Annotated in this window: 20 protein-coding genes; 8 read left to right on the forward strand and 12 right to left on the reverse strand. The window is 62.7% G+C overall.

The window, feature by feature from the left end; all coding sequences use genetic code 11:
• Positions 1-189 precede the first annotated feature (189 nt).
• Complete coding sequence (gene fliD / locus FUT88_RS17860; RefSeq protein WP_147217085.1) at positions 190-2,226, forward strand: flagellar filament capping protein FliD; 2,037 nt, start codon at positions 190-192, stop codon at positions 2,224-2,226.
• A gap of 45 nt (positions 2,227-2,271) precedes the next feature.
• On the opposite strand, the gene FUT88_RS26260 is transcribed toward fliD, so the two are convergent.
• The 11 genes from FUT88_RS26260 to FUT88_RS17915 all read right to left on the reverse strand — a co-directional run bounded on the left by FUT88_RS26260 (position 2,272) and on the right by FUT88_RS17915 (position 14,953).
• Entirely contained in the window at positions 2,272-3,267 is a 996-nt protein-coding gene (locus tag FUT88_RS26260; RefSeq protein WP_186829327.1) for a hypothetical protein, read from the reverse strand.
• 178 nt (positions 3,268-3,445) lie between these two features.
• On the reverse strand, positions 3,446-4,393 hold the full coding sequence (locus FUT88_RS17870) for a hypothetical protein (protein ID WP_147217089.1): 948 nt from the start codon (positions 4,391-4,393) through the stop codon (positions 3,446-3,448).
• Entirely contained in the window at positions 4,366-4,821 is a 456-nt protein-coding gene (locus FUT88_RS17875) for a hypothetical protein (protein ID WP_147217090.1), read from the reverse strand. The genes FUT88_RS17870 and FUT88_RS17875 overlap by 28 nt, the downstream gene beginning before the upstream one ends.
• A 94-nt stretch (positions 4,822-4,915) precedes the next feature.
• Positions 4,916-5,617, reverse strand: coding sequence for a DUF3304 domain-containing protein (locus FUT88_RS17880; RefSeq protein ID WP_147217092.1), 702 nt, complete (start codon positions 5,615-5,617; stop codon positions 4,916-4,918).
• A gap of 84 nt (positions 5,618-5,701) precedes the next feature.
• The gene (locus FUT88_RS17885; RefSeq protein WP_147217094.1) at positions 5,702-5,977 is read right to left on the reverse strand and encodes a hypothetical protein; all 276 of its coding nucleotides are present in this window, start codon (positions 5,975-5,977) and stop codon (positions 5,702-5,704) included.
• A 50-nt stretch (positions 5,978-6,027) separates the two neighbouring features.
• The gene (locus FUT88_RS17890) at positions 6,028-7,239 is read right to left on the reverse strand and encodes a hypothetical protein (protein WP_147217096.1); all 1,212 of its coding nucleotides are present in this window, start codon (positions 7,237-7,239) and stop codon (positions 6,028-6,030) included.
• Between the two features lie 136 nt (positions 7,240-7,375).
• Complete coding sequence (locus tag FUT88_RS17895) at positions 7,376-9,526, reverse strand: phospholipase effector Tle1 domain-containing protein (protein WP_147217098.1); 2,151 nt, start codon at positions 9,524-9,526, stop codon at positions 7,376-7,378.
• On the reverse strand, positions 9,523-10,200 hold the full coding sequence (locus tag FUT88_RS17900) for a DUF3304 domain-containing protein (protein ID WP_147217100.1): 678 nt from the start codon (positions 10,198-10,200) through the stop codon (positions 9,523-9,525). Before FUT88_RS17900 ends, FUT88_RS17895 begins: the two co-directional genes overlap by 4 nt.
• 13 nt (positions 10,201-10,213) lie before the next feature.
• Positions 10,214-11,155 (reverse strand): DUF4123 domain-containing protein, encoded by a 942-nt coding sequence (locus FUT88_RS17905; protein ID WP_147217102.1) that lies wholly within the window; start codon positions 11,153-11,155, stop codon positions 10,214-10,216.
• Between the two features lie 8 nt (positions 11,156-11,163).
• Positions 11,164-14,040, reverse strand: coding sequence for a type VI secretion system Vgr family protein (locus FUT88_RS17910; protein ID WP_147217104.1), 2,877 nt, complete (start codon positions 14,038-14,040; stop codon positions 11,164-11,166).
• A 145-nt stretch (positions 14,041-14,185) separates the two neighbouring features.
• Positions 14,186-14,953, reverse strand: a complete 768-nt coding sequence (locus tag FUT88_RS17915) for a hypothetical protein (protein ID WP_147217106.1) — start codon at positions 14,951-14,953, stop codon at positions 14,186-14,188.
• A 261-nt stretch (positions 14,954-15,214) separates the two neighbouring features.
• On the opposite strand from FUT88_RS17915, the gene FUT88_RS17920 reads away from it, so the two are divergent.
• From FUT88_RS17920 to FUT88_RS17950, 7 genes are read left to right on the forward strand one after another with little or no spacing between them, the layout of a single operon-like run.
• Entirely contained in the window at positions 15,215-16,072 is an 858-nt protein-coding gene (locus tag FUT88_RS17920; RefSeq protein WP_027678944.1) for a M15 family metallopeptidase, read from the forward strand.
• 25 nt (positions 16,073-16,097) lie between these two features.
• Positions 16,098-16,367 carry a PAAR domain-containing protein gene (locus FUT88_RS17925; protein ID WP_147217108.1) on the forward strand — a complete coding sequence of 90 codons (270 nt, stop codon included), beginning with the start codon at positions 16,098-16,100 and terminating at the stop codon, positions 16,365-16,367.
• Between the two features lie 11 nt (positions 16,368-16,378).
• Positions 16,379-17,863: a hypothetical protein gene (locus tag FUT88_RS17930; RefSeq protein WP_147217111.1), complete on the forward strand. Its 1,485-nt coding sequence runs from the start codon at positions 16,379-16,381 to the stop codon at positions 17,861-17,863.
• A gap of 52 nt (positions 17,864-17,915) precedes the next feature.
• On the forward strand, positions 17,916-21,857 hold the full coding sequence (tssM, locus tag FUT88_RS17935) for a type VI secretion system membrane subunit TssM (protein ID WP_147217113.1): 3,942 nt from the start codon (positions 17,916-17,918) through the stop codon (positions 21,855-21,857).
• Positions 21,854-22,849, forward strand: a complete 996-nt coding sequence (tagF, locus tag FUT88_RS17940) for a type VI secretion system-associated protein TagF (protein ID WP_147217114.1) — start codon at positions 21,854-21,856, stop codon at positions 22,847-22,849. The genes tssM and tagF overlap by 4 nt, the downstream gene beginning before the upstream one ends.
• Positions 22,850-22,851: 2 nt before the next feature.
• Complete coding sequence (locus tag FUT88_RS17945; RefSeq protein WP_147217116.1) at positions 22,852-23,670, forward strand: OmpA family protein; 819 nt, start codon at positions 22,852-22,854, stop codon at positions 23,668-23,670.
• On the forward strand, positions 23,667-25,205 hold the full coding sequence (locus FUT88_RS17950; RefSeq protein WP_147217118.1) for a TIGR04222 domain-containing membrane protein: 1,539 nt from the start codon (positions 23,667-23,669) through the stop codon (positions 25,203-25,205). Before FUT88_RS17945 ends, FUT88_RS17950 begins: the two co-directional genes overlap by 4 nt.
• 5 nt (positions 25,206-25,210) lie before the next feature.
• Here the strand turns inward: FUT88_RS17950 and tssA are convergent, their stop codons facing one another.
• Positions 25,211-26,287, reverse strand: a complete 1,077-nt coding sequence (gene tssA, locus FUT88_RS17955) for a type VI secretion system protein TssA (RefSeq protein WP_147217120.1) — start codon at positions 26,285-26,287, stop codon at positions 25,211-25,213.
• Between the last annotated feature and the right edge of the window lie 14 nt (positions 26,288-26,301).

Below are 26,301 nucleotides of genomic sequence, written 5' to 3' on the forward strand. Positions count from 1 at the left end.
CCGGCGGTTTCCAGCTTGGTGGAAGCCGCCGCCGCTGCCCCACAGGCCGATGTGGCGTCGGCAAACCTTTCGCTTTCCTGAGCAAAACGGAACCCAATCGCTGCCGGAGCAGGGTTTGCCCTAAAGAACTGCGCAACGCTGCCGTCACATTGTGGAGATTGTGAAGAAAGCGTTTGCGCGCGTCCGACCATGGCCACTTCGTCCACGAGCAATAACTACATTCCGCCGATCTCCGTTCCGGGCATCGGTACGAACATCGACGTCAACAGCCTTGTCACGAAGCTGATCCAGGCCGAAAGCAAGGGCATGACCCTGCGGCAGACGCAGCAGAAGGCGTTTCAGACGCAGTTGTCGGCGGTCGGCTCGCTCAAAAGCGCGCTGGCGACCTTCCAGACAGCCATGGCGGCCCTGAACAATCCGGACACGTTCACCGGCAACAAGGCCAGCGGGCACGATACGTCGATCCTCACGGCTTCGTTGTCGAACACGGCGCCGGCGGGCACGTATCAGGTCAACGTGACGCAGCTTGCGCAGGCGCAGGTGCTGTCGGCAGCCGGGCAGGCGTCGAGCAAGACGCCCATCGGCGGCGGCACGCCCACCACGCTCACGTTTTCGTTCGGCAGTGTCTCGGGCGGCAGCTTTGCCGACGGCAAATACACCGGCGCCACCTTCACGCAGAACGGCAACCAGGCCGGCGGCTCGATCACCATCGACCCGTCGAACAACACGCTCGCCGGCATCCGCGACGCGATCAACAACGCCAACCTGGGCGTTTCGGCCAGCATCGTCAACGACGGCAGCAATTCGCCCTACCGGCTGGTGCTGACGTCCACCACGGGCGGCGCCAATTCGGAAATGAAGATTGCCGTCTCGGGCGACTCGACACTGCAATCCTTGCTGAGCCACGATCCGGCCGGCACGCAGAACATGAGCGAGGTCGCGACGGGCCGCAACGCCATGGCCACCGTCAACGGCATCAGCGTGCAAAGCGCCACCAATACGCTGACGGACGTGGTAGACGGAACCTCGTTCACGCTGGCCAAGACGGGCAGCACGACGGTCACGGTCGGCAGCGACGCCGGCCAGGCCAGCCAGTCGGTGCTGAACTTCGTCAAGGCGTACAACGCGCTGCGCATCCAGCTCAACGCGTTGACCAAGTTCGACACCGCCAATGCCGCCAACAACGGCGCGCTGGCCGGCGATGTCAGCACCAAGGCGATGATCAACCAGCTGACCGACGTGCTGGGCCAGGGCATCGGCAACGGCGCGTTCCAGTCGCTGGGCAGCATTGGCGTGACGATGGACAAGGAAGGCACGCTGTCGATTGACGACGCGAAGCTCACCGCGGCGCTCAAGAAATCGCCCAGCCAGGTGGCAGCGCTCTTTGCCGGCACGGGCACGGCGACGGATTCGCTGCTGAAGGTCTCGTCGTTTTCAACGACCACGCAAGCCGGCAGCTATGCCGTCAACGTGACCCAGTTGGCGACGCAGGGTTCGCTCAAGGGCTCGGCGGCGGCCAACACGACCATCCAGAGCGGTGTGAACGACAGCCTGTCGGTCACGCTCAGCGGCATCACGACCAACATCCAAGTGCCGGCCGGCAGCTACACCGCGTCGAGCCTGGCTGCACAGATCCAGAGCCAGATCAACGCGTCGCCCGACCTGCAGAGAGCCAAGGTGGAAGTCGCCATCGGCACCGATGCCAACGGCGTGCTGACGTTGACCGACAAGCAATACGGCTCGGTATCGACGGTGTCGGTGTCAGGGAATGGCGCCGCATCGCTGTTGGGCGGCAGCCCAACGGCCACGGCCGGACGCGATGTACAAGGCACCATCAACGGCACGGCCGCAACGGGTTCGGGCCAGAACTTGTACGGCGCCAGTGGATCGGCCATCGATGGCCTGACGGTGCAAGTGACCGGCGGTGCGTTGGGCGACCGTGGCACCGTCACCGTGCAGCGTGGCTACGCCGCGCAACTGCATACCGTGTCGGGCAACTTGCTGTCGAACAACGGCATGGTGCAGAACGCCACCGACGCCATCAACAGCTCCATCACCTCGCTCGGCAAGCAGATCGATCTGATGCAGAAGCAGCTCGATGCCAAGCAGGCGCTGTACTACGCGCAGTTCAATGCGCTGTCAAAGGTGGTGGCGAGTATGACCAATACGAGCAATTACCTGACGACGCAGTTGGCGATGTTGCAGAAGCAGCGGACGGGGGGGTAAGGGCGCCCTGAGTGCGCGTGCCCTGCAAGCAGCGGCGCCAGACTATCAATTTGCGCCAGCCCTGGTAAGCGGCGAAACAGGTTGATCACCGGCTGTCTCGTCCGGATTGCGATAGCTGATGTCAATGCTATAGCCCTGAACCTTCAGCTTTTGCTCGGCGGCAGCCCGCTCTGCACGCATCTGCCGCTGCAAGCCGGGAAAGAGGTCACGCCAATGTGGGCGGTCCTGCTCGTTGAACGCGTTGCGCCAATAATTGGCGTAGCCCTCCAACTCGATCTTGACGAAGTACGCGCCCGGTTCATCCACCCTCATGCGCTTCGAGTCCCTGGACATCTGAACGTCCATGTATACCCCGTCGAGGTAAAAGCGCCACGACGTCATATCCGCGAGCTTCATCCAGTCTTCGAGACTGGGCACATAGCTCGGATCCAGTGAATCGACCCCTTGGTCTTTTACAAGTCGATAGCGGACGGCTTCGCCCCCCGACAGCCGAGGGTTTTCCGGGAATATCCACCGTTTCCAGCCTGCCTGCTGAATTCGCTTGAGCATTTCGTAGAACTGCAGGCGTGCCTGGTCGTGCGTAACGTTGTTTCGCGGGGGAATGCCGAGGCTGATGCTGTAGTCGTAGATACCCTCATCGGCGTGGGCCTTGTCGAACGAGCCCGAGACACCCAACGCTGTGTCGAGGCGCACCTCGCTCTTTTGATTCTTGATAACGACCGTACCTTGCGAGCTGTCAGGCCAATCCACCGCATAGAACGTCACGCCATAGGCCTGCTCATTCTTGTTGTCAACATCCACGGCCTTGCCATAACGCCCAATGAGCGCCTGCGGCGACTCGCCTAGCTCAATCTCAATGCTGTTCGGCATCACCGTTTTGCTGGATGACTTGCTAGCGGAAGGCTGGCACCCCATGACCAAAAGCGCGGCCAACATTGCGAGGAGACACGAAACCGTGCGCCGTACTTGAAACATCATCGTGCAGGCGCTGTTTGATTGGATCCGCGAGAAGCAGATTGTGGCGATGGTGGCGCGGGCCACAGCAACAATGCCGTACTCAGATAGTCGCCGTAAGCCATCTAGAGAGAATCGACACTGCATCGTCATGCGTCCTATTTGTTTTGTCTTTAGGTACTCATTTGATCGGGTTGGACGGAGATAGCGCAGCGGTTTGCTGAGACATATCCAGACCGCTGGGCCAACGAGTGCAAGTGGAGGGCTACCGGCAAACCACCGGCGTAACTTGCCCACCCTGCGCGATCACCAAATCATTGCCGTTGCCGTCTGTGCCAACGCCCATCGCGGTGTAGGCATACGCAGATTGGTACTGCGTGCCGTCATAGCGGTAATAGGTCACGTAATGCTCGCCCATGCTGACGCGCGCACTCGTCATAAGATCCGGCATGCCATTGCACGTAGTTTTCAACACGCCAGACGGTCCATCATCGATGTCGAGTAGCGATTCAAGCTTGGCGCCTCTAACGCGATAGAGCCATTCTGGAGCGTTCACCTGATTGCCACTCATCGTGCATCCCGCAAAGACGAGGGTGCCTTGCGCCCCCCTGCAGGTTTGCACGGAAAACGACTCTGGCGCGCACTTGTCGACAATGCCTTTTTGAATTTTGGGGCCGAGCAATGTGCGCACCTTGTTCGCCGGCACGTCGACAGCTTTCGACATGCATAGACCTGTTCCATTCGGCCATTCCGGATGGGAATTCAGGTACACAGGCGACAAAGCGGTAATCGTCGCATCCAACTCGCGGTCCAGGCATTCCGTGTCCTTGCATCGGCCGATGGCTTCGTTCTGTACGCGAATCTTTGCATCGAGATTCCATGGATCGCTTACCACCGCAATCGAGGCGTACTGCAGAAATCGCGCTTTGAACAACTTCTCCACCAGCGCGGGGGATTCGCACGTGTTCGGAGGTAGCCCTTTCCGCGCGTCCGCGACTTGCTTCAGAAGATCGTCGTTCGGCTCGGGCGACCATTCACGAATATCCAGGCATGGCTTGAGCAGCAATGCCGTGCTCAGATAGCCGCCGTTGGTCTGTTCGCTACGTGGAATCGCGGGCGGCCCATCCGCCAAGGCGGGAAAGGCCGAAGCCAATACATACGCCAGCAAAGCGCCGCGCAGCACCTTCAATCCGGATCCAACCGTGTTACGCATGACTGGGAAATGTTGTCCTCGAAGAATGTACTGATCAGCCGTTTTCGCTGCGCGTCCACTCGAAGGTTGAGGAACGCGTCGCCACAGCCGGGATGGCGCTCAACAAAATCGTTCCGCCTTCGTGACAAGGTGAAAACACGGTAGAGCTTGTACACGCCCTGCCCTTCGTCGATCGACCAGAAAGCGAAGCCTTGTCGTCCGCTGAAATCGTAGTCGGCAGTTTCTAGGTGAATTGCCTTTTCAGTTTCAGTGGCAATTGTTGCGTTGCGAATGCCGGCCGGAGTTCGCAACTCGTAGTAGATGTCGCTGCCCCGTATTTCGATTGTGGCGTTGGTGCGTTGACCGGGCGAAATCGCAACGGCGTCCGCTGCCGATGCCGAGTGCGGGGCCGCAAAGAAAAATGCTAACGCTGTCGCTATGCGGCGCATGCAACCTGTCGTTTGGAGAGGCAAAGAAGACCGTTCAGCACGAGATATTGGTTGTCCGATTCCGACGGCGGCGGGGTGCGCTGAGGTATATGAATCACCCTTGGATATGGTGGTAGCCAGGTGGTGTCGTCGCGTCTCGCTTCACACCGGGCGCGATCTCGTCGGGCAAAAGTGGTATCGGCTCTGCCGGCGCCTGAGGGGGTGGCGGCGCATTCTTCAACGCGCGCATTTCTTCTTGAAGTCGGGCCCGTCCCGCCGCTTGCGCTCGGGCGCGCTGTTCAGCCTCACGCGCTGCACGTCGGCTTGGCTCAAAATGGAAATCTGCCGGCTTAACAGGATAGGCTGGCCCAGGATATTCCGGGTGGCCAGCCACCTTGGTTGAAATGATGAGGCGAACCTTTCCTCCTGGCAGGAAATGCACGTTTACCTTGCCTGCCTCCACATATTTCTCAATGGGAACGACAGCCTCGTGCCAATGCGGCTTCACTGCGTCGCCCGTCGCATTCGGATCAGAACTGGACGTTGTCCACTTCACCGTGGCAGTGAGGCCCGGGCGCCATGTTCTTGGGTATGCAACGCAACAGACAAATTTGCCTCCACCGCCGTACGCGAACGAGTTGCCCGCCCAAGTTCCATCCACGTAGAACTGATGGATATAGTCGGGAGTATGGTTGTACGAAGTGATGCTAGCCGCTACCTCGTCATCCGTTGGTGCAGGCTTAGTGGTGCACGCAGTCAGTACGCAAAACGCCGTTGAAGCGATGGCCGCTGCGCCGAGGCATCTGCAGGTTTTCATTGCGTTTCTTTGTGGACCGGTGAGATCAAGATCAAGGTTCTTTCTCAGGCGGCACCACGTCGCTCGTCCGAATGCAAACCGCTCTTACTGCTGCGGCTTCCCCCACAACGGATTCCTGCTATCGGAACCCAGGACTTGCGCGAGCACTTCTGCGTCGCCATCACGCGCGACTGCGGTGTTCTTGCGTGCACGGGCGACCTTGGTACGCTTGCCCTGCTTCTTTGCGTGCACGGCCTTCTTGATTCCGCTTTGCGGGGCATTGGCTGATGCCGGCTCGGTGGAGGTGTGCTGGGCGCAGACGCCTGCGGTCATCCAGGCGGTGGTCAAGAGGGCTACGGCAAGTTTGTATTGCAGGTTCATTTGAGAGAGTCAGGTTGTTTTAGGGTTGAATTCACAACGACGTCGCCCGGTCATCCGGAAAACGCGTCAATGTTTTTCTGGTTGGTGTTGTCACAAATCATCCGGTCAGCCCGTACGCCTGCGGGGACGCCCGTGGTGACGGTTCTCTGGTCTCCGCCGAGAAGGTTCTGTGTTAGAAACTGCTCCGCGGCAACGACGCCACCATCCAAAAAATACAATCGAACGTTACGGACAGATGCTTGCATAGCCCGTGACGTCGTCCCTTGAAAGGCGGGAACGCTTACGCTTGCCTCGTGCCAACGGGCCGGATCGTCCAGCGTCTGCCAGCGCACTGCAAGCGGCGCTTGAATGTCCAGCAGCGCACTGCCAACAAAACTCGAACGTCGATCGCACGGCGTTTCAAAAACGCGCTCATTGTCAGTTCCAATCACCAGAGTCTGACCATCGATCTCAAGTCTCGCCAAACCTCGCGGGTATTGATCGGACAGATAGAAGGACACGACATTGCCCACTAGGCCCTGTAGTTCGTCCAATTTCGATGCGTCCAATCTACCAAGCCCTGGCGCGACGTCTACATGATCGTAGTAATGAAAGTACTGATACACCAGCAAGTCGCTCTCGCGAAGGTCCGACCGAAGTCTGCCGAGATCCGGGTATGGGCGTAGCAGCAGTGGGCGCGGGCGTACCCCTACAGGCCGTCCTGCCTCGTCCGTATCGGCGTAGGCGTATGAATGCTCGCTCTCACGCAGGCGGCTTCCCGTATATGGAAAGCGCCCCTGGTTGACGTCGTCTTCCTGAGGATGACGAATGAAGCCGGCAAACCTTGCCTCTGGCCCCGACAGCAACGGCATATGCGGCCATGAACCTGCGCCTGTCTGAGCGCTGCCTACTGCAAGCCACAACGGTCTTCCGCTGAAGTTGACATGCAGTTCGCGGATATCCGGGTGCGCTTGACTGAACCACCTTCGCGCTGTGTCCTGCACGCCCACTCCAATCGGAAGAATGCCCAACGCTGCCAGCGTTGGCAGAAACATGGCCGCATGCAACTTCGCCGGCAACGGCGTGGAGGCGCGACGCCGATACGTGAACCACGTAAGCAGCAATGCGGCACACAACGGCAGACCAATGACTAGCGCAAGCAGGATCAGCAGCACCACGCCATAGTCGAGATTAGGCGTAAGAAGCGCGATAAAGCTAAGCGTGATTAGCAGGATTGCGAGTGCTGCGCTGAGGGTGATGCCGAGCCAATAGCGCTCCAGCATGGAGCGCGGCCTCCCATTCGTTGAAGGGCTAGCCGTCCCCTGAGGCGGCGTGCGGTGCTCTGGCTTCAAATTACTAGTCGTCGTGTGCAGCTTTCAGCAAATCAAAGGGACTGGAGAAAGCTGAAAATCAGCGGTATCAACTGTGGTCGAACACCCGCCGGTATCGGCCATGTCCGTGTGGCTCGCGGCGCGTCTCGGTTCCGAGGATCCACATTGCAACACTGGTTCCTGTACCCGCGTTCGCCCGCAAATCTGCCGCGTCGGCATCGCTCATTATCGGAACAGCTCCCGGTGATTTCGCATCCGCCTCAAGCACCCGACGCTCAAACCCATTGAGTTCGTAGGCCAACGCTGCGCGTCGCATGTTGTTGGCATAGCCGGGGTTAGTGGCTGCCTCTGCTTCACGTAGCAAACGGTCATGCTCAGCCTTCTTGGCCTTGATGTCGGCGATGAATGCGGTGCGTTGAGCTGCAGTGATCGGGCCAAGCAGCCAGAATCCTCCGTGCGAATCATGTACGTACTTGTCAAAGAAATCGCTGGCACCGGCAGTCACCTTCGCCGCAGCATTTACCTCGGCGACGATCTGTTTTTGAAGCTGCGTTGCGGTGGGGGGAGCGTCGACGAATCCGAATCTCCCTCGAAACACTCGGCGCGGCCTCATTGCCTCTTGGGCGCGCGCAACGTCTCTCCGCCAATCCAACTCGGACTCCCATAGATCGATCCGGTCTTGGGCGTCTGAGTGGGTGTAGGACGACATCGCCTTAAAGGTCGCGTCGCTGGAGACATGCGCACGCCACCGCCAGTACAAATGGGTGTGGTACTGCATGCGGTTCTCGCAAGGGAGCCCCTTGCCATCGGCAACATTCTGCTTCTCGGAAAGAGTCGTCCAAGTGGAATATGCGGAAAATGCTTTGTCCAGTGCAGGCGATACGGAAAAATCGTCGGCTAGGCTAGCCTGCATCTCGCTTTTCGGCAGGAGCTTCACGCCTGCATTGCAGGCTTCAAAGTACATATCGTTCAGCGGGATCTGGGATAGAAGTTCAGATCGCCCATTGATGGCCTTGCCTTGCGATCCAGGGCCATACCCTCCCCCTACATCCGAATGCGCACCTGGATAAATGTACTCCCTCGTGTTCTTGGGGTAGTGCTTGCCGCCAATCCGCGCGGTGGAAAGCGGGAACGATTGACGAATTTCATGCGCGGCCACGAAGTGGGTCACGCTTTCAAAATCGCCTATGTCCATCGTACCGTCCGCCCAATCCATAAAGCCCGATCCGACAGGCGACGAATCCGCCAAACCGACTGACGCGACTGTGTCAAAAACACCGAGAAAGCGCATGTTCAGCTCGGCGTATCCCACCTTCATCTTCGTTGCTTTCCGGATCCACTGGCAGCACGTACGAGCCTCCGCTGCGCCACGCGAAAATCCAAATACGGAAAGATGGACCTTCGTGACTCGAGGACGCGCATCCTTGATCTTGGCGAGTAGCTGCTTCTGAAGATCCGCGAAGATGCTGATCATCTTGTCATCGCCCAATCGCCACGCAGTCGCCAACCCACTTTTAGTTGTGACTAGCCGCTTCATCTGCGCCGTAGTCAGCAGACCGGCATCGGCTGATGCTGCGTTTGCGCCGATCGATGCACGACATACTGCGTTGAGCACTTGCAACATGCCCCAATGAATGCGAGCCTCGCCGCCGGCGGCATACGCTTTGCCTGCATCAGTCTCCTCAGGCTCACCGATTTCTTTGAATGCAGTTCCAACGCCAGGCATGTAATACCGAAAATGTTCGGACTGATCATTGCGATGTGCGTTGAAAAGGACCACCACATTTGAGTGCGACCGAGACGGCATGTCGCGCTCCATGTTGTTATTGGTACCGTCGAAAAACAACCCTACATGTATTTCTTTGGAACAGCTCGCACTTTGCTTTCCTGCAATATCCGCAGTCCCGGCACGACTGCACAACTCGCTCAAGGTCGGCTTGCGTAGTGGGCGAGAACCTGCCCCCGGCAATTCGGGTTTATAGTCCTTTCCGCCTGGCGGGTTATCCCACCAGTCCCCCTTCTTTGCGGCCGCGAGCGGGCGATATGCAGATTGCCACTGTGCCGTCTTGCCTGGACCATTTACGCCGGCGGGATCCGACCACAGCAGGATCTGTTGCCCCGTACTCTTGAGCAGACACTCTGCTGTGTACGTAGACGGATTCTTAAAAAAACGGCATCGGCGATCACGCGTGCTCGCATCGAAACTGATTTCGTACCATCCGGAGCGGAACTCACTCATTTTTCATCCTTAGGCAAAACCGGAGGAGGAGGTAATTTAGTTCCCGCGGGTTGGTCAGACGGAGATAACTTTTTTGCTGATGCGCCGCCTTGCAGCGCGCGCATCTCTGCCTCGGCCTGCGCCCGCCCTTCAGCTTGCGCCCGAGCGCGCTCCTCTTCTTCGCGCGCGGCACGTCGGCTAGGCGCGAAATGAAAATCGGCGGGCTTAATGGGATAGGAAGGTCCGGGATAGTTAGGTTGTCCTGCAACCATATTCGAGATAATGAGCCGAACTTTTCCGTCGGGCAGGAAGTGCACATTCAGCGTACCGCCATCATCCTTATATTTCTCAATCGGGACGACAACTTCATGCCAATGCTCCTGGGCAGCATCCCCCTCAGCATTTGGATCCGAGCTTGAAGTTGTCCACTTCACCTTCGCCGTTAAGCCGGGCCGCCAAATCTTGGGATACACCAAGCAACAGACAAAACTGCCGCCACCGCCATAGGCAAACGAATTCCCTCCCCAGGTACCGTCCACATAGAACTGGTGAATGTAGTCAGGCGTGTGGTTGTACGAAGTGATATCGGCTGTCGCCTTGCCTTCCATTGGATCCGGTTTTTTTGCGCAAGCGGTCAACGCATACAGCGAAGCCGCTGCCACCGCTGTCAACCCTAAGACTTTCCAAATCTTCATTGTCAACACCTTCCTAAACGTCAGACACCGCCGCGTCGACCTCTCCGGGGTCCAGAGCGCTCCAGATCTCTGGCGTCCAAGATTTCATGAGCTCTTTGAGGCTTGCTCCTTGAGCAACCTCATTCCACATCGCTGCCAATGCCGGCAAGCGATGAAAATCCTCGCCGCAATACACGCTCAGCACCGCAAATTGCAGGCGATCCGGTGCCTGCGTCACCTGCAGCTCCGTAGCACGTGCGAGTGACTGTGTCAGCGTCCGATACAAGTCCGATCGACGCCGATCCACGATCAACTCGGGCGTTGTTTCCAAAAACGCGCTGAAAATGGTGTCAGGTTCGCTGGCGTCGAGTACGGCACCAAATTGGCGGGCGTCGAGTTCCAATGTACCGGCAAACGCTGATACCGCGGGCAGGACTTCAGCAGACTTGGTAGCGAGCTCGATCGGATGCCCTGCTCGGTCGCAGCAACCCCAAGCCACGACGCGGTCGGATAGCGCCGCATACTGCTCTTCAGACAGCGCAGCCCACAGCGCTGGTAGCACTCGCGTATCAGCAAACCGGCAATGCACGTCCATGTCACCGTCGATACGCACAAGGCCTAGATGCGCCAGCGCCTCACATAAGGCGTCCGCCGACTGCCGTGAAAAAATCCAACTAAAAGCCGGCGATGCCGAATGCGGCCGCAGCAGCTTCGCCAGCTTTGACGTGACCTCGCCCAAGTCGCGCGGCAGTTCAATGAGGTGCGGGGCCTGTGCCCCGAATGACGCTAGCCTTGATCTGGCAAAAACGTTGTGAATCGGCCAGCCCCAGTTGGCTGCCAGCGAGGAGATGCGATGAAATTCAACCAGCGCAGCATCCACCAGCAGCCACGTGGTGCCATTCACATCCTGCTGTTGCTTGTCGCAAATTTGTGCAACAACTTCATCAACCGCGATGGGGTCTGTCAGGAATTCCATACCGACGATTACTGCAGAGCGGAAAACGGACTACCGTTCATCGCGGCCTTCAACATGCATTCCACGCAAACGCTCTGTGGGAAGAGTGGCAGCGGATAGCTACTGCTTGTCGGCCCCTGAAACACCCGTTGCGCCGCCTTATACGTAATCGCCCCCGCACACTCCACGGTGATATTCCCACCTTCCAGCGTGATCGACGCCCCGCCGGCAGTGGCGATGCGGATGCGCTTGGCCGCCGCAAAATCCACATTCATATTGGCCGACACCAGCTTCAGGTCCTGCTTGGCCATCAGCTTGAGCACGTCGTGCTGGGCTTGCACGTCGATGTTGTCTTGCCCTGCGGTGAGCTGCAGGCCGATGTTGTTGTCGCCCGCCTTGGACAAAGCTGCAGCCACGCCGATCGCCTGGCCGGCGTGCATGCGCCCTTGTTTGCCGATGGCGAGGTTGGTGTCCTGGCCGCTGCCCAGCGCAATGCTTTCGCCGTTGGCGAGCTGCAGGTCTTGCCCCGCCACCATGACGAGGCCCGCGCGGCCCGCCAGGTGGGCAATGGCCTCGCTCTGATGCGGCACCTTGCCTTGCGTGGCGGTGTTGCCGGCGCTGGCGTCCTGCTTGGCAGCATCGAGCGCCTTACCGTCGACCATTCCCGCAACTGCCTTGGCTTGCTTGGCCAGCGGGGCATCGTCGTTCTTGGCGGTGTCCAGCGCGGCGATCTGATGCGTGACCGCCCCTTGCCCGAGCGATGACGTCAATTCCTTGGCTTGCTTGATCAGCGCAATGCCGGCAGCGTTGTCGCCGGTGGGCACGGCTTTGCCGCTGCTGGCGTCGCGGTAGGTGGTCAGCAGCAGGCCGGCCTGGCCGCGCACGGCGGCGTGGCCATCGGTGCGCAGCTCGAAGCCCTGGCCGCGGAAACTGCCACGCCGGTTGTCTTGCTGATGGACGAGATGGCCGAGGTTGAGCTGGGTGAATTGCTGCGTGGTGGCGAGCTGCGTGCGCAACTGGCCGTCGCTGTCGTCAAAGACGAGGTGGTTGTAACCACTGCCGCCGTGTTCCGCGCTCTTGAAGCCGGTGTGGGCGGCGGCGTTGCGGTGGCCTTCGGCTTCCGCGCCCATGCCGTGCCAGGCGGGGCTGTGGCCGCCGGCCACGTTGCCTTGCGCGCTTGCGGCGCTGTCGCTGCCTTGCTTGTAGAGGGCGGTGCCGTCGCTTTGGTCGGATGCCCCCTGCCCGCCCGGCGTGGGCGCGATGCCTGCCTCGCCCTGGCCGTTGTACAGCGAGCCGATCACGACGGGCTGGTCGATGTCGTCTTCGCTGAACTTGACGAGCACTTCCTGCCCGATGCGCGGCAGCCATTGCCAGCCCATGCCGGAACCGGCCTGCCGTTGCGCGACGCGTACCCAGCGGCTGCTGCGGTCATCCGCGCGCTCGCCTTGTTGCCAGGGAAAGCGCACGCGGATTTCACCTGCGGGGCTGGCATGATGCTCGCCGTCTCCGCCGGCTTGGGTCTGGCCGTCCGGGCCGACCACGATGGCGCTGTGTACGCCTTGCGCGGTGGGCGCCGCGTAGAGACGGCCGCAATCGGGTTCAGTCACGGCCGGACGCCAGGGCCGGCGTGCGTCGCTGGCGCGGAACAGGCCAGCGTAGCCGTGCGTCCGTGCGGCTTTGAGCAGATCGCCAGTCGGCGTGCTGCGCTCGATGGGGCCTTCTGCTTCCTGGAAACCAAAAACGCCCGGGCCGGATTCCGGTGCGCTGGGCGGCGTATCGAACGCCAGTGCGGCATCGAGCCCGCCCAAACGCTGGCTGAGCGCGTTGTGCGTATCGACGGTCAGGTTGTTGATGCCGCAGTGCTCGACCAGATCCATCAACAGCGGATAGGCGCCTTCCACGTCTTGCGGCAGGTGCGGGCAATCCACCACCTGCAGGCGCGTTCCGCTGCGCAGTGTGCGCACGGTGCCGCGCCCTGAAAACAACAGCGCGCGCGCTTCCAGGCTTTCCATGACCTGCTCGGCAATGCGCTGGGCATTGGCGGAATCCGGTGCCAGCGATGGGCTGATCGACAGATACGCATCCGGGCTGCCCGCGCTGGTGGCGAAGCGTGCAGGCGCGTGGGCGCGAGCGTTCTGCTTGCCTTCCGGGTCCCAGGCGGCCACCGCCACACCGCCCACCGTCGTGCGGCTGTGGCAGGCGAGTTGCTGGATGGCGTCGCGCTCTTCCAGGCTGTGCGCGCGGTGGAAACGGATACCGCCCGCCGCAGCCGATTCCGCATCTTCCGGCAGCTGCGTGCTGTCGGCAAAAATCACCAGCGTGTGGCCGCCGTGCGCCTGGTCGTCTTCCACCGTGGTGAAGCCGAGCCCCGCTTCGGCCAGCAGCCGCGTGACGAAGTGGTAGTCGGTCTCGCGAAACTGGGCGATGTGCGCGCGTGTACCGAAATCGCTCATGCGCGCTTCGGCACCGGCCGCGTAGCGCCACGAGGCATACGGCTCGTACGGCGACAGCATCTGCTCAAAAATGTCGGCGAGCGGCCGATTCTGGAACACCTGGCTGTGGCGCTGCTGCGTGGTCAACCAGAACCACGGCACCACGGTCAGGCGATAGCGCGTGAGGCTGCCGTCCGCGCCAAGCTTCTCGGCCAGACGGATCAAGCCCGTGCGCGTGGCCTGCGTACCGTCTGCCAGCGTCGTAACCAGCGTGACGCGCTGGCCCAGCAACGATTTGAGTGCGATGCGCGCATTGGCGCTGACAGCCACCACGCGCCATTCAAACAGCTCGGAGAGCGCCTCGCGACCGAGCCAGGCTTCCACCGCGAGCTCCGCAAGCGGCCCCTCGCCTTCCAGCGTGTACAGGCGGCGTGTGGGTGCGAAGAGGTTCTGAAGAAGGGTCGTGGCGTCCATTCGCTGTCCGATGCTGCAACGCGTGGCGTATCACGGAGCGATTTCGTGAAACCAGCGCGGGCATTTACGAGGCAGCGCAATGTCGGGCATTGCAGCCGCCTCCGCTCAATCACCCGGTTGTAAAAACAACCGGGCAGCCGGGCGGCTATTGCCCTTTGTAAGTGGTTGAATTGGCGGCCTTATTGGCAGCATTCTGCGGCGCAAGCAATGCGGCCAGCAGATCGGCGTCAGGATCATCCGGCGCCAATGTGCCTTTTCGGTTCTTGGCGGATTTGGCCGCGGATTGCGCCTTCGGCTTTGACGGCTGCTGCAGCGCCTTAAATGGCGTATTCGTCGATTTCGCCACGAGCTTGGCGGTTGCCGTCTTGCCTTCCTCGGTATCGGCCGTGGTGCTGCCGGACTTTGCCGCCACGGCATGCGCGGCTGGCGTTGCGTCATGCGCGTCTTTGGCGGGCACGCTGGCAACCGGCGTCTTCTCGCTCTTATCGCCCTTCTCGTTTGCGTGGTCTTCGCCCGGCGCGACGTTGACGATGGTGGCGGCCTGCGCTTCTGCCACAGGCTCGCTTGCGGAGGCAACCGGCGCCGCAGCGGCCGTGTGAGCGGCTTCCGCGGCTGCAGCCTGTGTAGACGCAGGCGCTTGCGCGGCTGCAGGCGTGGCCTGTTCTGCCACCTGCGCGGGCGCAGATTCGCCGCTCGGATTCAGCAGGACCCACGCGCCGATACCGGCGGCCAGCACGACAACCGCCGCCGCAACGCCATAGCGCTGCCCCGACTTTTTTGGTGCCTTGCCGTTGGCCGCAACGCGGCCCTCCAGGCTCGCAAGAATGCGCGTATGCCCGGCCTCATCGGTCTCGGATTCAGAATTGAAGAGCGTTGGAGGCCCTTCTTGTTTCAAATCGCCGTTATTACTCATCACGGGTCCAGAATTGAAATAGAATGCGCGGCGAACGTATGGATTACAAACAAGCGCCGATTCCGGTGGTGGCTGCTGATTCTAAGTCTGGCCTTGCTGAAAGACAAATGATTGGCGCAGGTTGCGGTATTTTCTTTATCGTTTCTTAATATTTCTGTGTAGCGAGCGCTGGATTATTACCGTTTATTAATAATTTAGCGTTGTAAATACAGATATAAATCTGGATGAATTGACGTAGGCGCGCACGCTCCGCAGGTCGGTATGGTTTTTGTCGCTCTGGTTCTCTACTTCGTTGCCATGGTGGTGGTGGCTGCCGTGCTGCTGCTGCCGTCGGTACGGCAGCGCTGCGCGGCGTTGCTGCGTGCGCAGTGGCAGCGCGTGAGCACGGGGGCTGCGGTGGTGGGCGCGCGCTCCGCAGGGTCGTTGCGCGAGTCGGTGGACAACGCAACGTCCGGGGTGTCGGCGTTCAAGCAGTTCGTGGTGCGGCGGCGGATGCTGCTGCTCGGCGCGCTCGGCGTGCTTTCGGTGCCGCCCATGCTGGCACTGGCGCTGCGCGAGCAGCAGTCGTTCGAGTTCGATGACGACCAGGTGCGCGAGCCGGATCCGCACATCTCGGCATTGCTCAACGGTGAACGGCTGATCCCGCCGCCGCCCCTGCCGCCCGAGGTGTTCACCACGCGTGAAGTCGAGCAGATCCGCCCGGCCATCCGCGATGCGAGCCGCGACTGGAACCTGCTCGACGCGGATTTCCGTCAGCGCCTGCTGCTGGTCTACAAGATCATGCGCGACGAACACGGTTACGAGATGGCGCTGCTCGAAGGCTACCGAAGCCCCGAGCGGCAAGTGAAGCTGGCGGCGATGGGCAGCAATGTCACGCAGGCCACGGCGTTCCAGAGCTATCACCAGTACGGCCTGGCCGCGGACAGCGCGTTCTTCCGCGAGGGCAAGCTGGTCATCAGCGAGAAAGACCCGTGGGCGATGCGCGGCTACGAGCTGTACGGCCAGACGGCGGAATCGGTCGGCCTCGTGTGGGGCGGCCGCTGGAAGATGATGGACCTGGGCCACGTCGAGCTGCGCCGCAAGGGCGTGCTCGGCAAGCAGCCTGCACCAAGGCAATGACGAAAGGACACATGGGGAGCATGCAATGACACGGCCCTTCATCCTGCTGGGTGACAAGACGGACCACGGCGGCGTGGTGATCACTGCGTCGGGCAACACAAGCACGGGCGGCAAGGGCATCGCCTGCGTGGGCGACAAGGTGACGTGCCCGAAGAACGGCCACGGCAGCACGACCGTCATCGTGACGGGCGACCCGAACGTCATCATCGACGGCAAGCAGGCGGCACGCCACGGCGACAAAACCGCCTGCGGCGCCACGCTCCTGTCCAGCCAGGGCAACACCGGCAGCATCTGAACGCGCACGACATGGTTGCAAGACTCTTCCGGTCCGGGCTGACGCTGCTCGCTGTCTTCGTGGTGGTGTGGATTGCCGTCATCGTGTGGTGGCAGTCCGCCAACCGCATGCCGACCACCGGCGACATCCTGACTTACCTGCTGTTGCTGCCGGTCGGGATGATCGTCGGCTATTGGGTCATCAAGCGTGCGCTGGACGGCATTCGCTCGAATGTCGTTGCGGGCCGCGAACTGGCGGCGGCCACGCCGGCCGCAACAGGCACCGATGCCAAAACCGCCGACCCGCAAGACGCCACGCGCCAATGGCGCGCCGTGCTGCTCGCCAGCGCCCTGCGTGCGCCCGCCGGCGGCGATGCCGCTTCAGTGGTGGAGGCCGTGCAAGCCAATGCGCAGCCCGGCCTGACCGATGTGCAAGGCTTCGGCCAGCCGATCTTTGCTGCGCAAGTGGAAGGCATCGACATCGAAGACCTGCGTGCCGAACTGGCAGAGCAACATCCCGATGTCGACTGGCTGGATGAACGCCTGCGCGCCCTGTCGCTGGCCGGCCAGGTGGCCGAAGAACTGGCCGCACACGCCGTTGCGCAAGCCCCGGAAACAACAGAGCCGGACACCACGCGGCTGATCATCACCGCACTGCTCCCCCGCGAGTGGACACCGCAGGATCAAGCAGCCGCCGATGGCTGGCTGCGCCGCCGCATCGCGTTGATCTGGCCGGCAGACCGTTTAACGCTGGAGCCCATCACCGCCAAGGGCGATGCCGATGCGCTGCTGTTGCTCGATCGCGCCACGCAAGGCGTCAACCGCGCCAGCGACGAGCGCGTGCTGCGCATGGTGGTGGTGGCGGATTCGCTGGTGGGCCCCAGCGCGGTCGAACAACTGATGCAGCACGAGCAGCTGTTCGAAGCCAATCGGCAGCATGGCCGCGTGCCGGGCGAAGCCGCTGCGGGCGTGCTGCTGTGCGCGCCGACGATGGCGCAGAGCCTGCTGCCACCCGCGCTGGACGGGGACGCCGCGGCAACGGCACCCTTCACGATCACGCGCGCCGGCGTGGCGCGGCTGGAATCGCCGACGCCTGATCGCGGCCAGCCGCAACTGCAGGCGCTGGGCGACGCCGTGGGCCACGTACTCGACACCTTGGCCGCCGCACCGGTCAAGGCCAAGCAGGATGCAGCGCCCGCCGAGAAGGCCGAAACCGCGGAGGGCGATCCAGCCGCCGAACCCATCACCGTGGCCGGCGTCGTTTCAGACACCGGCATGCACCCCGTACGCACCGTCGAGGTGGCTCGCGTGTTTTCCGAACGTTTCCCCGCGCTGGACCTTGCCGCAGATCTGCTGCCTGTTGGCACGCCCTGCGGCTATGTGGGCGCTGCGGGCCCGCTGCTATCGGTGGTGGTGGCGCACCAGTTGAGCCAGCAGACCGGCAAGCCGGTGCTGGCCATTACCGCCAACGATATCCAGCAGCGCGGCGCCATCGCGGTGGTGCCCAGCCTGACCTGATCTTGTTCCAGATTTCGAATCCGATTCCGTCTGTTCCCGAGCCGAAGGCAACATGCAACGCTTCCTGAACTTCCTGACCAACTCACGCACGCTATCGATTCTTGGCGTGATCGTGCTGACCATCTTCCTGCTGCTGATGGCGCAGACCTTCGAGGTTGGCCTGGTCTGGGTCGGCATCGCGCTGGGCGTGCTGCTCGCGCTGTGGCTGCTGACGTATCTCTGGAAGCGCTGGCGCGCGCGTCAGGCCAGCAACAAGCTGGAGGGCGTGCTGGAACAGGCCGCCGCTGACAAGACCGCCACGCCAGACAAGCGCGAAGAAGTGGAAGCCCTGCGCGTGCGCCTTGCCGAAGCCGTCAAGACCATCAAGCGCTCCAAGCTCGGGCAGATGTCGGGCAGCGCAGCGCTGTACGAGCTGCCCTGGTACATCGTGATCGGCAACCCGGCGGCGGGCAAAAGTACGGCCGTGCTCAATTCCGGCCTGCAGTTTCCGTTTGCCGACAAGGGCGGCGCGGTCATCCAGGGCATCGGCGGCACGCGTAACTGCGACTGGTTCTTCACCACCGAAGGCATCCTGCTCGACACGGCCGGCCGTTACTCCGTGCACGAAGAAGACCGCCGCGAGTGGCTGGGCTTCCTCGACCTGCTCAAGCGCTATCGCCCCAAGGCGCCCATCAACGGCATCGTCGTGACGGTGAGCGTGTCGGAACTCACGCAAAACCGCCCCGAATTCGCCATCAACCTGGCCAAGAACCTGCGCCAGCGCGTGCAGGAGCTGACCGAACGCCTGGAAGTGTTTGCCCCGGTGTACGTGATGTTCACGAAGGCCGACCTGATCACCGGCTTTACCGAATTCTTTGGCGACAGCGAGAAGCAGGAGCGCGACCGCGTCTGGGGCGCCACCCTGCCCTTCGAGCCCGATTCGAAGCCCGACGTGGCCGCCGTGTTCGACCAACGCTTTGACGAGCTGTGCGATGGGCTGAAGGAGATCAGCGTGGCGCAGATCGCACTGCACCGGAACAACAAGCTCTCGCCGGGGCTGCTGAGCTTCCCGCTGGAATTTGCGTCGATCAAGCCGACGCTGCGTGCGTTCCTGATGACGCTGTTCGATGAGAACCCGTTCCAGTACAAGCCGGTATTCCGCGGCTTCTACTTCACCAGCGCGCTCCAGGAAGGCGCCACCAACAGCGTGTCGGCCGAACGCATCGCACGACGCTTTGGCCTGTCGACCGACGGCGCCGCACGCACGCGAGAGGTGTTCTCCAAGAACGGCTTCTTCCTGCGCGACCTGTTCTCGAAAGTGATCTTTGCCGACAAGCAGACCGTGCGGCAGTTCGCCAGCCCCGCCAAGACGCGCCTGCGCATCGCTACGTTCTTTGCGCTGGTGCTGGCGCTGGGCGTGATGCTGGGCGGCTGGACGTGGTCGTACATGGGCAACCGCACGCTCACGGCCAACGTGCAGGCAGACCTCGACAAGATCGTGAAGATGCAGCAGAACCGGGTGGACCTGCAGGCCCGCCTGGAGGCGCTCGACATTCTGCAAGACCGGATCGAACAGCTCGACCGGTATCGCAACGACCATCCGCTCGCGCTGTCGCTGGGCCTGTACCAGGGCGACACGCTGCAGCACAAGCTGCTCGACGAGTACTACAACGGCCTGCGCCAGGTCATGCTCAAGCCGGTCGGCGGTGCGATCGAAACCTTCCTGGCAGAGGTCAACGCGCATCCGGATCAGCTCGCCCCGATGGTGCGTCCGCCGGAAACCGGCGCAGTGATGACCACGTCCGTGACGACGGCTACCGCCACGCTGGGTGGTGCGTCGGCTGCAGCAGCCGGCGCGCCTGCCGCGCCAAACCAGGCTACGGCGTCGACCGGGGCCAAGCGCTACACCGATGCCTCGCCCACCAACGTGGAAGACGGCTACAACGCGCTCAAGACCTACCTGATGCTGTCGGACAAGCGCCACGTGGAAGTCGCGCACCTGACCGATCAAGTGACGCGTTTCTGGCGCGGCTGGCTGGAAGACAACCGCGGCAACATGCCGCGCGAGCAGATGATCCGCTCGGCGGAGCGCAACCTGTCGTTCTTCCTGGCCCGCGTGAACGACGACAACTGGCCGCTGCTGGAAGGCAACCTCTCGCTGGTCGACCAGACGCGTGAGAACCTGCGCCGCGTGGTGCGCGGCATGCCCGCACGCGAACGCGCGTACGCGGAGATCAAGGCCCGCGCGTCCACGCGCTACGCCCCGATGACGGTCGCACGCATCGTTGGTGACACCGGTGCAGGCCTGGTTGCTGGCAGCTACGCCGTGCCCGGCACGTTCACCAAGGAAGCGTGGTTCGGCTATGTGCAATCCGCCATCAAGGAAGCTGCCAACAAGGAACTGCAGACCAAGGACTGGGTGTTGAACGTTGCCGCCCGCGACGACCTCACGCTGGAAGGCAGCCCCGAGCAGATTCAGAAGGCGCTGGTCACGATGTACAAGACCGAATACGCGCGCGAATGGCAACGCTTCATGCAGGGCGTGGCGATCCAGGATTTCACCAGCTTCGACCAGGCCGTCACCGGGATGAACCTGCTGGGCGATCCGACCAACTCGCCGATCCGCAAGGTGCTCGACACCGCGTATGACCAGACGTCGTGGGACAACCCGTCGATGTTCAACGCGGGGCTGAAGCAGGCCAAGACCGGCGTGCTGGGCTGGTTCAAGCAGCTGTTTGCGCGCCAGACGCCGTCGCAGGTGAACGTCAACCTGGAGGTGGGTGGCAATGCCGATGCCGGCGCCATTCCGATGGGCCCGGTGGGCAAGGAGTTCTCGGGGCTGGCACGCGTGGTCGTCATGCGCGACGACAAGTCGCTGCTGCGCGGCTACATGGATTCGCTGTCCAAGGTGCGCACGCGCTTCAACCAGATCAAGAATCAGGGCGACCCGGGGCCAGGCGCGCGCCAGCTGATGCAGCAGACGCTGGACGGCAACGGCTCGGAGCTGGCCGACACGCTCAAGTACGTGGATGAGCAGATGCTGACCGGCATGACCGACAGCGAGCGCGCGACGCTGCGTCCGCTGCTGGTGCGTCCGCTGCTGCAGTCGTATGCGGTGGCGATCCGCCCGGCCACGACGGAAGTCAACAAGGTGTGGAACGCGCAGGTGTATCAGCCGTTCGCCACCACGCTGGCCGACAAGTACCCGTTTGCGCCCAACGCCAAGATCGAGGCGAGCGCGGCCGAGATCGGCCAGGTGTTCGGCCCGGACGGCGCGATCGCGAAGTTCGCCAGCACGACGATCGGTCCGCTGTCGGTGCGACGTGGCGACATGATCGCCTCCCGCACGTGGGGCGACCTGGGCATCGCGTTTGTGCCCGAGTTCACCACGGGCTTCACACGCTGGATCGCGCCGCTCACGGGTGGTGCTGCCGGCGGTGCTGGCGGTGCGGCAGCCGCGGCGCCGCAGACGGTGTTCCAGATCCTGCCGGTGCCGTCGCAAGGCGCCACCGAATACACGATCGAGATCGACGGGCAGCAACTGCGCTATCGCAACACGCCGCCGCAGTGGGCCAACTTCGTGTGGCCGAATCCGCAGGGCACGCCAGGTGCGCGCGTGACGGCCACCACCTTTGACGGCCGCACGGTGGAACTGCTCAACGAGCCGGGCCGCTTCGGCCTGGAGCGCCTGATTGCGACGGCGCAACGCAAGCGTCGTCCGGATGGCGCATTCGATCTGTCCTGGACGAAGGACAACCTGACGGTATCGATCAGCCTGCGCATCATCAGCAGCCCGCAGACCGGCGGCACCACCGCATCCGATTCGCCGCAAGGCCAGGGCCTGCGCGGCTTGCGTCTGCCGACGTCGATTGCCGATGCATCGGCACCGCAGAACACCCTGACGCCGCCCGCCCCGGCAGCGCCAACAGGCACGCCGCCTGCGGCCCAAGCCGCGGTGTCCACGCAGGCCGCACGCCACAACATCACGGAAGAGCAAGGAGGGACGGCGCAATGAGCCAGACCCAGTTGCAGCTTTCGTACTTCGGCAAGCTTCCGTCGCGCGGCGATTTCGTCAAAAGCGCCAACAACGTCCAGCTGCTCGACACGCTCGACCGCTGGCTGGCGCAAGGCATGGAATTGCTGGCCGAAGCCCCTGACTGGAAGACGACCTACGACAATTGGAAGCCGGTGCAGTTTGCGTTTCTCGGCTCGCAGAGCAAGCTCGCCATTGCGGGCACGCTCATGGCCAGCAGCGATCTGTCGTCGCGCCGCTTTCCGTTCCTGACGGCTGCGGCGATGGAAGTCGATCGCCCGATCAATTTCATCGCCCGCAGCCCGATTGCGCTGGCCCGCCTGTGGACGCGCGCCGGCCAGCAGATGCTTTCGCTCGGCACCGCGACCGACGCCACTGAAGGCCTGCGCCTGCTTGCCGAAGGGCAACACGGCGTAGAGACCGGCACCGGCGGCACGAGCACGCAGTCGCACGACGCGAGCTTTTCGGATTTCATCGACTTCCAGACCGTTGCCGGCCTTGAGCAGATGCTGCGCTCGGAGGGCCACAACATCCGTCTGCGCCGCACCCTGCTCGCGCTTGGCACCCTGCTGCAGCCCGTGATGGCGAACGGCTCGTCGCGGCTTGAGAAAGGGCTCACGCTGCCGCTGCCGGCAGACCCGCTCTATCGCAGCTTGGTCGCGAGTTTCTGGCTGGAGCTGGTGTCGCGCTTCCTGCAGCGGGCGGACTTCGAGCTCTCGCTGTTCCTGGGCGATATCAACGGCGCGGAGCGACTCGTCATCGGCTTCAACGGCGCCTCGTCGCGCACGCTGCACAGCGTCATGTCGCCGCTGGCGTATGCCGAACAGAACATCAACATCGACGATCCGGAGTGGGTCGACCAGCACGTCAGCGGAGAGTACGGCTTGGCCAAGTTCGTGAGTTACCTGGATCAACCGCAGTTGTCGCTGCGCGTGGCGGTCGATACCTTCCGCGAAGTCTTCATCGGAGAATGAACATGGGTCTGGATGCAATCAAGCGCGGCTTCCGGCCTGCAACACTCCTGGCAAGCGCCGCCATGCTGGCCTGCCTGGCCAGCGCCCTGCCCGCCCACGCAGCGGCGGGCGATGCTGCGCCCGTGCCTGGCCAGGTCGTCGCGGGCGGCATGGTGCCGGACGAAGCCACCAAGGCGACCGTGCTGGCCAAGCTGCGCGAGCTGTACGGCAGCGCCAACGTGGTCGATCAGATCGAAGTTGGCAACGTGGTGTCGCCGCCCAACTGGTCGGCCAACGTGCAGAAGATCCTGTCGCCGGCCATCAAGCAGGTGAACCGCGGGCAGCTCAACATCGACGGTACGCAGGTCTCCCTGCACGGCGACGTCGGCAACGAGGCGCAGCGCCAGCAGCTGACCAGCGACATGGCGACGGCGCTGGGCCAGAGCTACACGATCAAGAATGGGCTGCGCGTGGCGGCCGCGTCCGAACAAGGGCTGCTGGACCAGACGCTGGCCAACCGCATCATCGAGTTTGAAACCGGCAGCGCCACGCTCACCCCCAAGGGCCGCGCGATTCTGGATGAAATGGCCGCCGTGCTGCCGCGTCTGAACGGCCGCAAGATCGAAATCGTCGGCCACACCGACAACTCCGGCAGCCGCGCGTTGAACCTCAACCTGAGCCAGGCCCGCGCCGAGACGGTCAAGAACTACCTCATCGCCAAGGGCGCCGAGCAAGGCACGCTGACCGCGATGGGCGTGGGGCCGGATCAGCCGGTGGCGGCCAACAACACCGATGAAGGCCGCTCGCGCAATCGGCGGATCGAGTTTCGGGCGAGTAAGTGACACACGAAGATCAGGCAGCGCCGACCGACGCAGATCGCCAAGCCTGCCTGCTTCGGCTGAGCCAATATTCGCCCGATGCGCCTGACGCGCCGGTCCCTTACAGCCAACGTCTGGCGGAGGCCGAGGGGTGGTCGCGTTTATATACGCTGACCGTCATCGAGGAATACAAGCGCTTCGCGTATCTGGCGGTGTTTGCGGGGCACCCCGTCACGCCTTCCGAGGCCATCGATGCGGCCTGGCATCTTCATCTGCAATATTCGAAAGAGTATTGGACGGTGTTTTGCGGAGAAGTCCTGCGCGCGCCGCTGCACCACGCACCCGGCATTGGCGCGCCAGACGAAGACGACACATACGCGCAGCACTACCAGCAGACGATCGATAGCTACCGGCGTACGTTCGGCGTCGAGCCGCCTGCCGACGTCTGGCCGGTGCCAGAACCTGCGCCGCCGAACAGCGCGCCTGAGGCTGCCAGCCCCGCACGGCATGCTCTTGACCCGGTCACGCCGCCACCCGCATCGGCCCATCGTTCGGTCATGCCTTCCGTATGGCTTCTGATCGGAGCCATCCTCATCGTCATCACCACGAACATCGCATCGGATTTCGATGTGCTGAACTTTCCGGGGCCGCGCTTTCTCGCGTTCTATCTCGGCATGAGCGTGATGGCGTGTCTGCTGATCCGGGGCCTGCATCGCGCGGCGTACGACCGCCGCCCTTGGGGCGTCGCCGATGGCAACGTGCCGCGTCAGTTGACGCCTGCCGAAGCCGCGCTGATCACCGGCGACCCCACACGAATGGCGCAGGTCGCGACGCTGACACTGCTCGACGCGGGTGCGATCCGCGTTGCTTCTCCGGCAAAGCGGAAACGTGACCGCAACACATATGTGGTCGCCCACGAGACGCCAATGCCCCAGCGTCACGTCAACGCGTGGACCTGGCTCGCACGGCAACCACAGCGCCGTTCGCCATGGCCGGCCTTTCGGGACCGACTCCTCGACGAAGCCATCGACATGACGGATCGGCTGCGCCACGAAGGCTGGATGTGGGCCCGCGGCGCGATGCGCGCGACGACTGTCGCTGCATGGGCCATTGCGCTGGCGATGCTGTGGCTCGGGGTGATGAAGGTCTTTGTGGGCTTGTCCCGACAGCGTCCGGTGATGTGGTTGCTGATCGAGATGGCGTTGTTCGCAATCGTGTACTGGTGCGTGACCGCGCGGCTGATCGGCGTAGGGCGTGCCGGCCCGACTGCCGGCGCCAACGCCACGCTGAATGTTCATCGTCAGCGCAGCCAGCAGGCGCCACGTGCCGGTTTGTCGACGAACGATCTACTGTGGCTGGCGGCGTTTGGCGGAACCAGCGTGCTGGCCAACACAGCGTGGGCCGGATACCGATCGATGATGGGAACCCCCGTCGGCGCCAGTTCCGGCGGCTCCGGAGGTGACACGTCGAGCAACTGCAGTTCAAGCAGCAGTGGCTCCAGCAGTTGCAGCTCGAGTAGCTGCGGATCCAGCGGCTGCGGCGGCTGCTCGAGCAGCTAGCCAGGTCAGCTGGCGCTTTCCGAGGGCGGATCGCCCAGGCCCAGCAGCTCCTCGATCTGCGACAGCGTCGCATCGTCCTTGACCACCGTGCGCAGCCAGGCGTGCAGCGGCATGTCGCCCCACTTGGCAGCACGTGCGGCGAGGTACGCAACAGGGCTGTGCGGCTCGGTCTGGCGGAAGAACTCGGCCACATCGCGCAGCTGGTTCAACGCCTGGGCGCGCGTGCGGATGGGGCCGGAAACGACCGTCTCGATGACGGTGCCGGCGGCAGACTGCGTCGCCTGTTGTGGAGCACCCTTCGCTTCCACGGCGGTAGGCTTGGGCTCCGGCTTGCCGCCGAAGCGCTCCACCAACGCGCGCACCGCTTGCAAGGCCTCGCGCGCGGGGCGGAAACTCGGCGCGTGATCACCCGCCCGTGCATCCAGAACGGATTCCAACCGCAGCAGCGCAGCGCCGCAGCCGACCACATCGTCGTGCAGCGTCTTGTAGAACGCGGGCGGCGTTGCGCGCCGTGCAGACTCGAACTGTTCCTGCGTGACTTTTCCGCGCGACAGCTCGTCCGCCTGTTCCGGATCGCGGCGGATGGCTTCGACCAGGCTGGTCGCGACTTCCCAATCGATCAAGCTGTAGCCGCCCTTGCCCGCTTCCACCAGCGGCACCTCGCGAATGAGCTGGCTCGAACGCGTGGCAAGCCATGCCATGCTGCCTGTCCGCGCTTCGGGGTCGTCAGCTTCCGGCAGCGGATAGATGTGTTCCCAGAACTGCTCGCACAAGCCGGCGATCAATTCGTAGCCCTCGCGCAGGCCGGCAAAGCCACGCTCCTTCGACAACGCCTCGGCCAACCATGCAGCCAGGCGCAGATCCTTCGTGCGGTTCTGCAGCAGCGACGTGCTCTCGGCGATGACTGCGCGCCAGTCGGCTTCCTTGATCTCCGTGACCCACTCGCCCTGATCGAGCGACGGATCATCAAAGCGGCGCGCATCCTGGATGCTGTCGAATTCTGCAGAGAAGAGCATGTCTTCGCCGCAGGGCTGAGCGCCCGGCAGTGGAGCGAGCAATTGGTCAAACGGAAGAGAGGCCATGATCTGAAGCGAAA

The organism is Ralstonia sp. TCR112, from assembly GCF_007997035.1.
Taxonomy (GTDB): Bacteria; Pseudomonadota; Gammaproteobacteria; order Burkholderiales; family Burkholderiaceae; genus Ralstonia; species Ralstonia edaphi.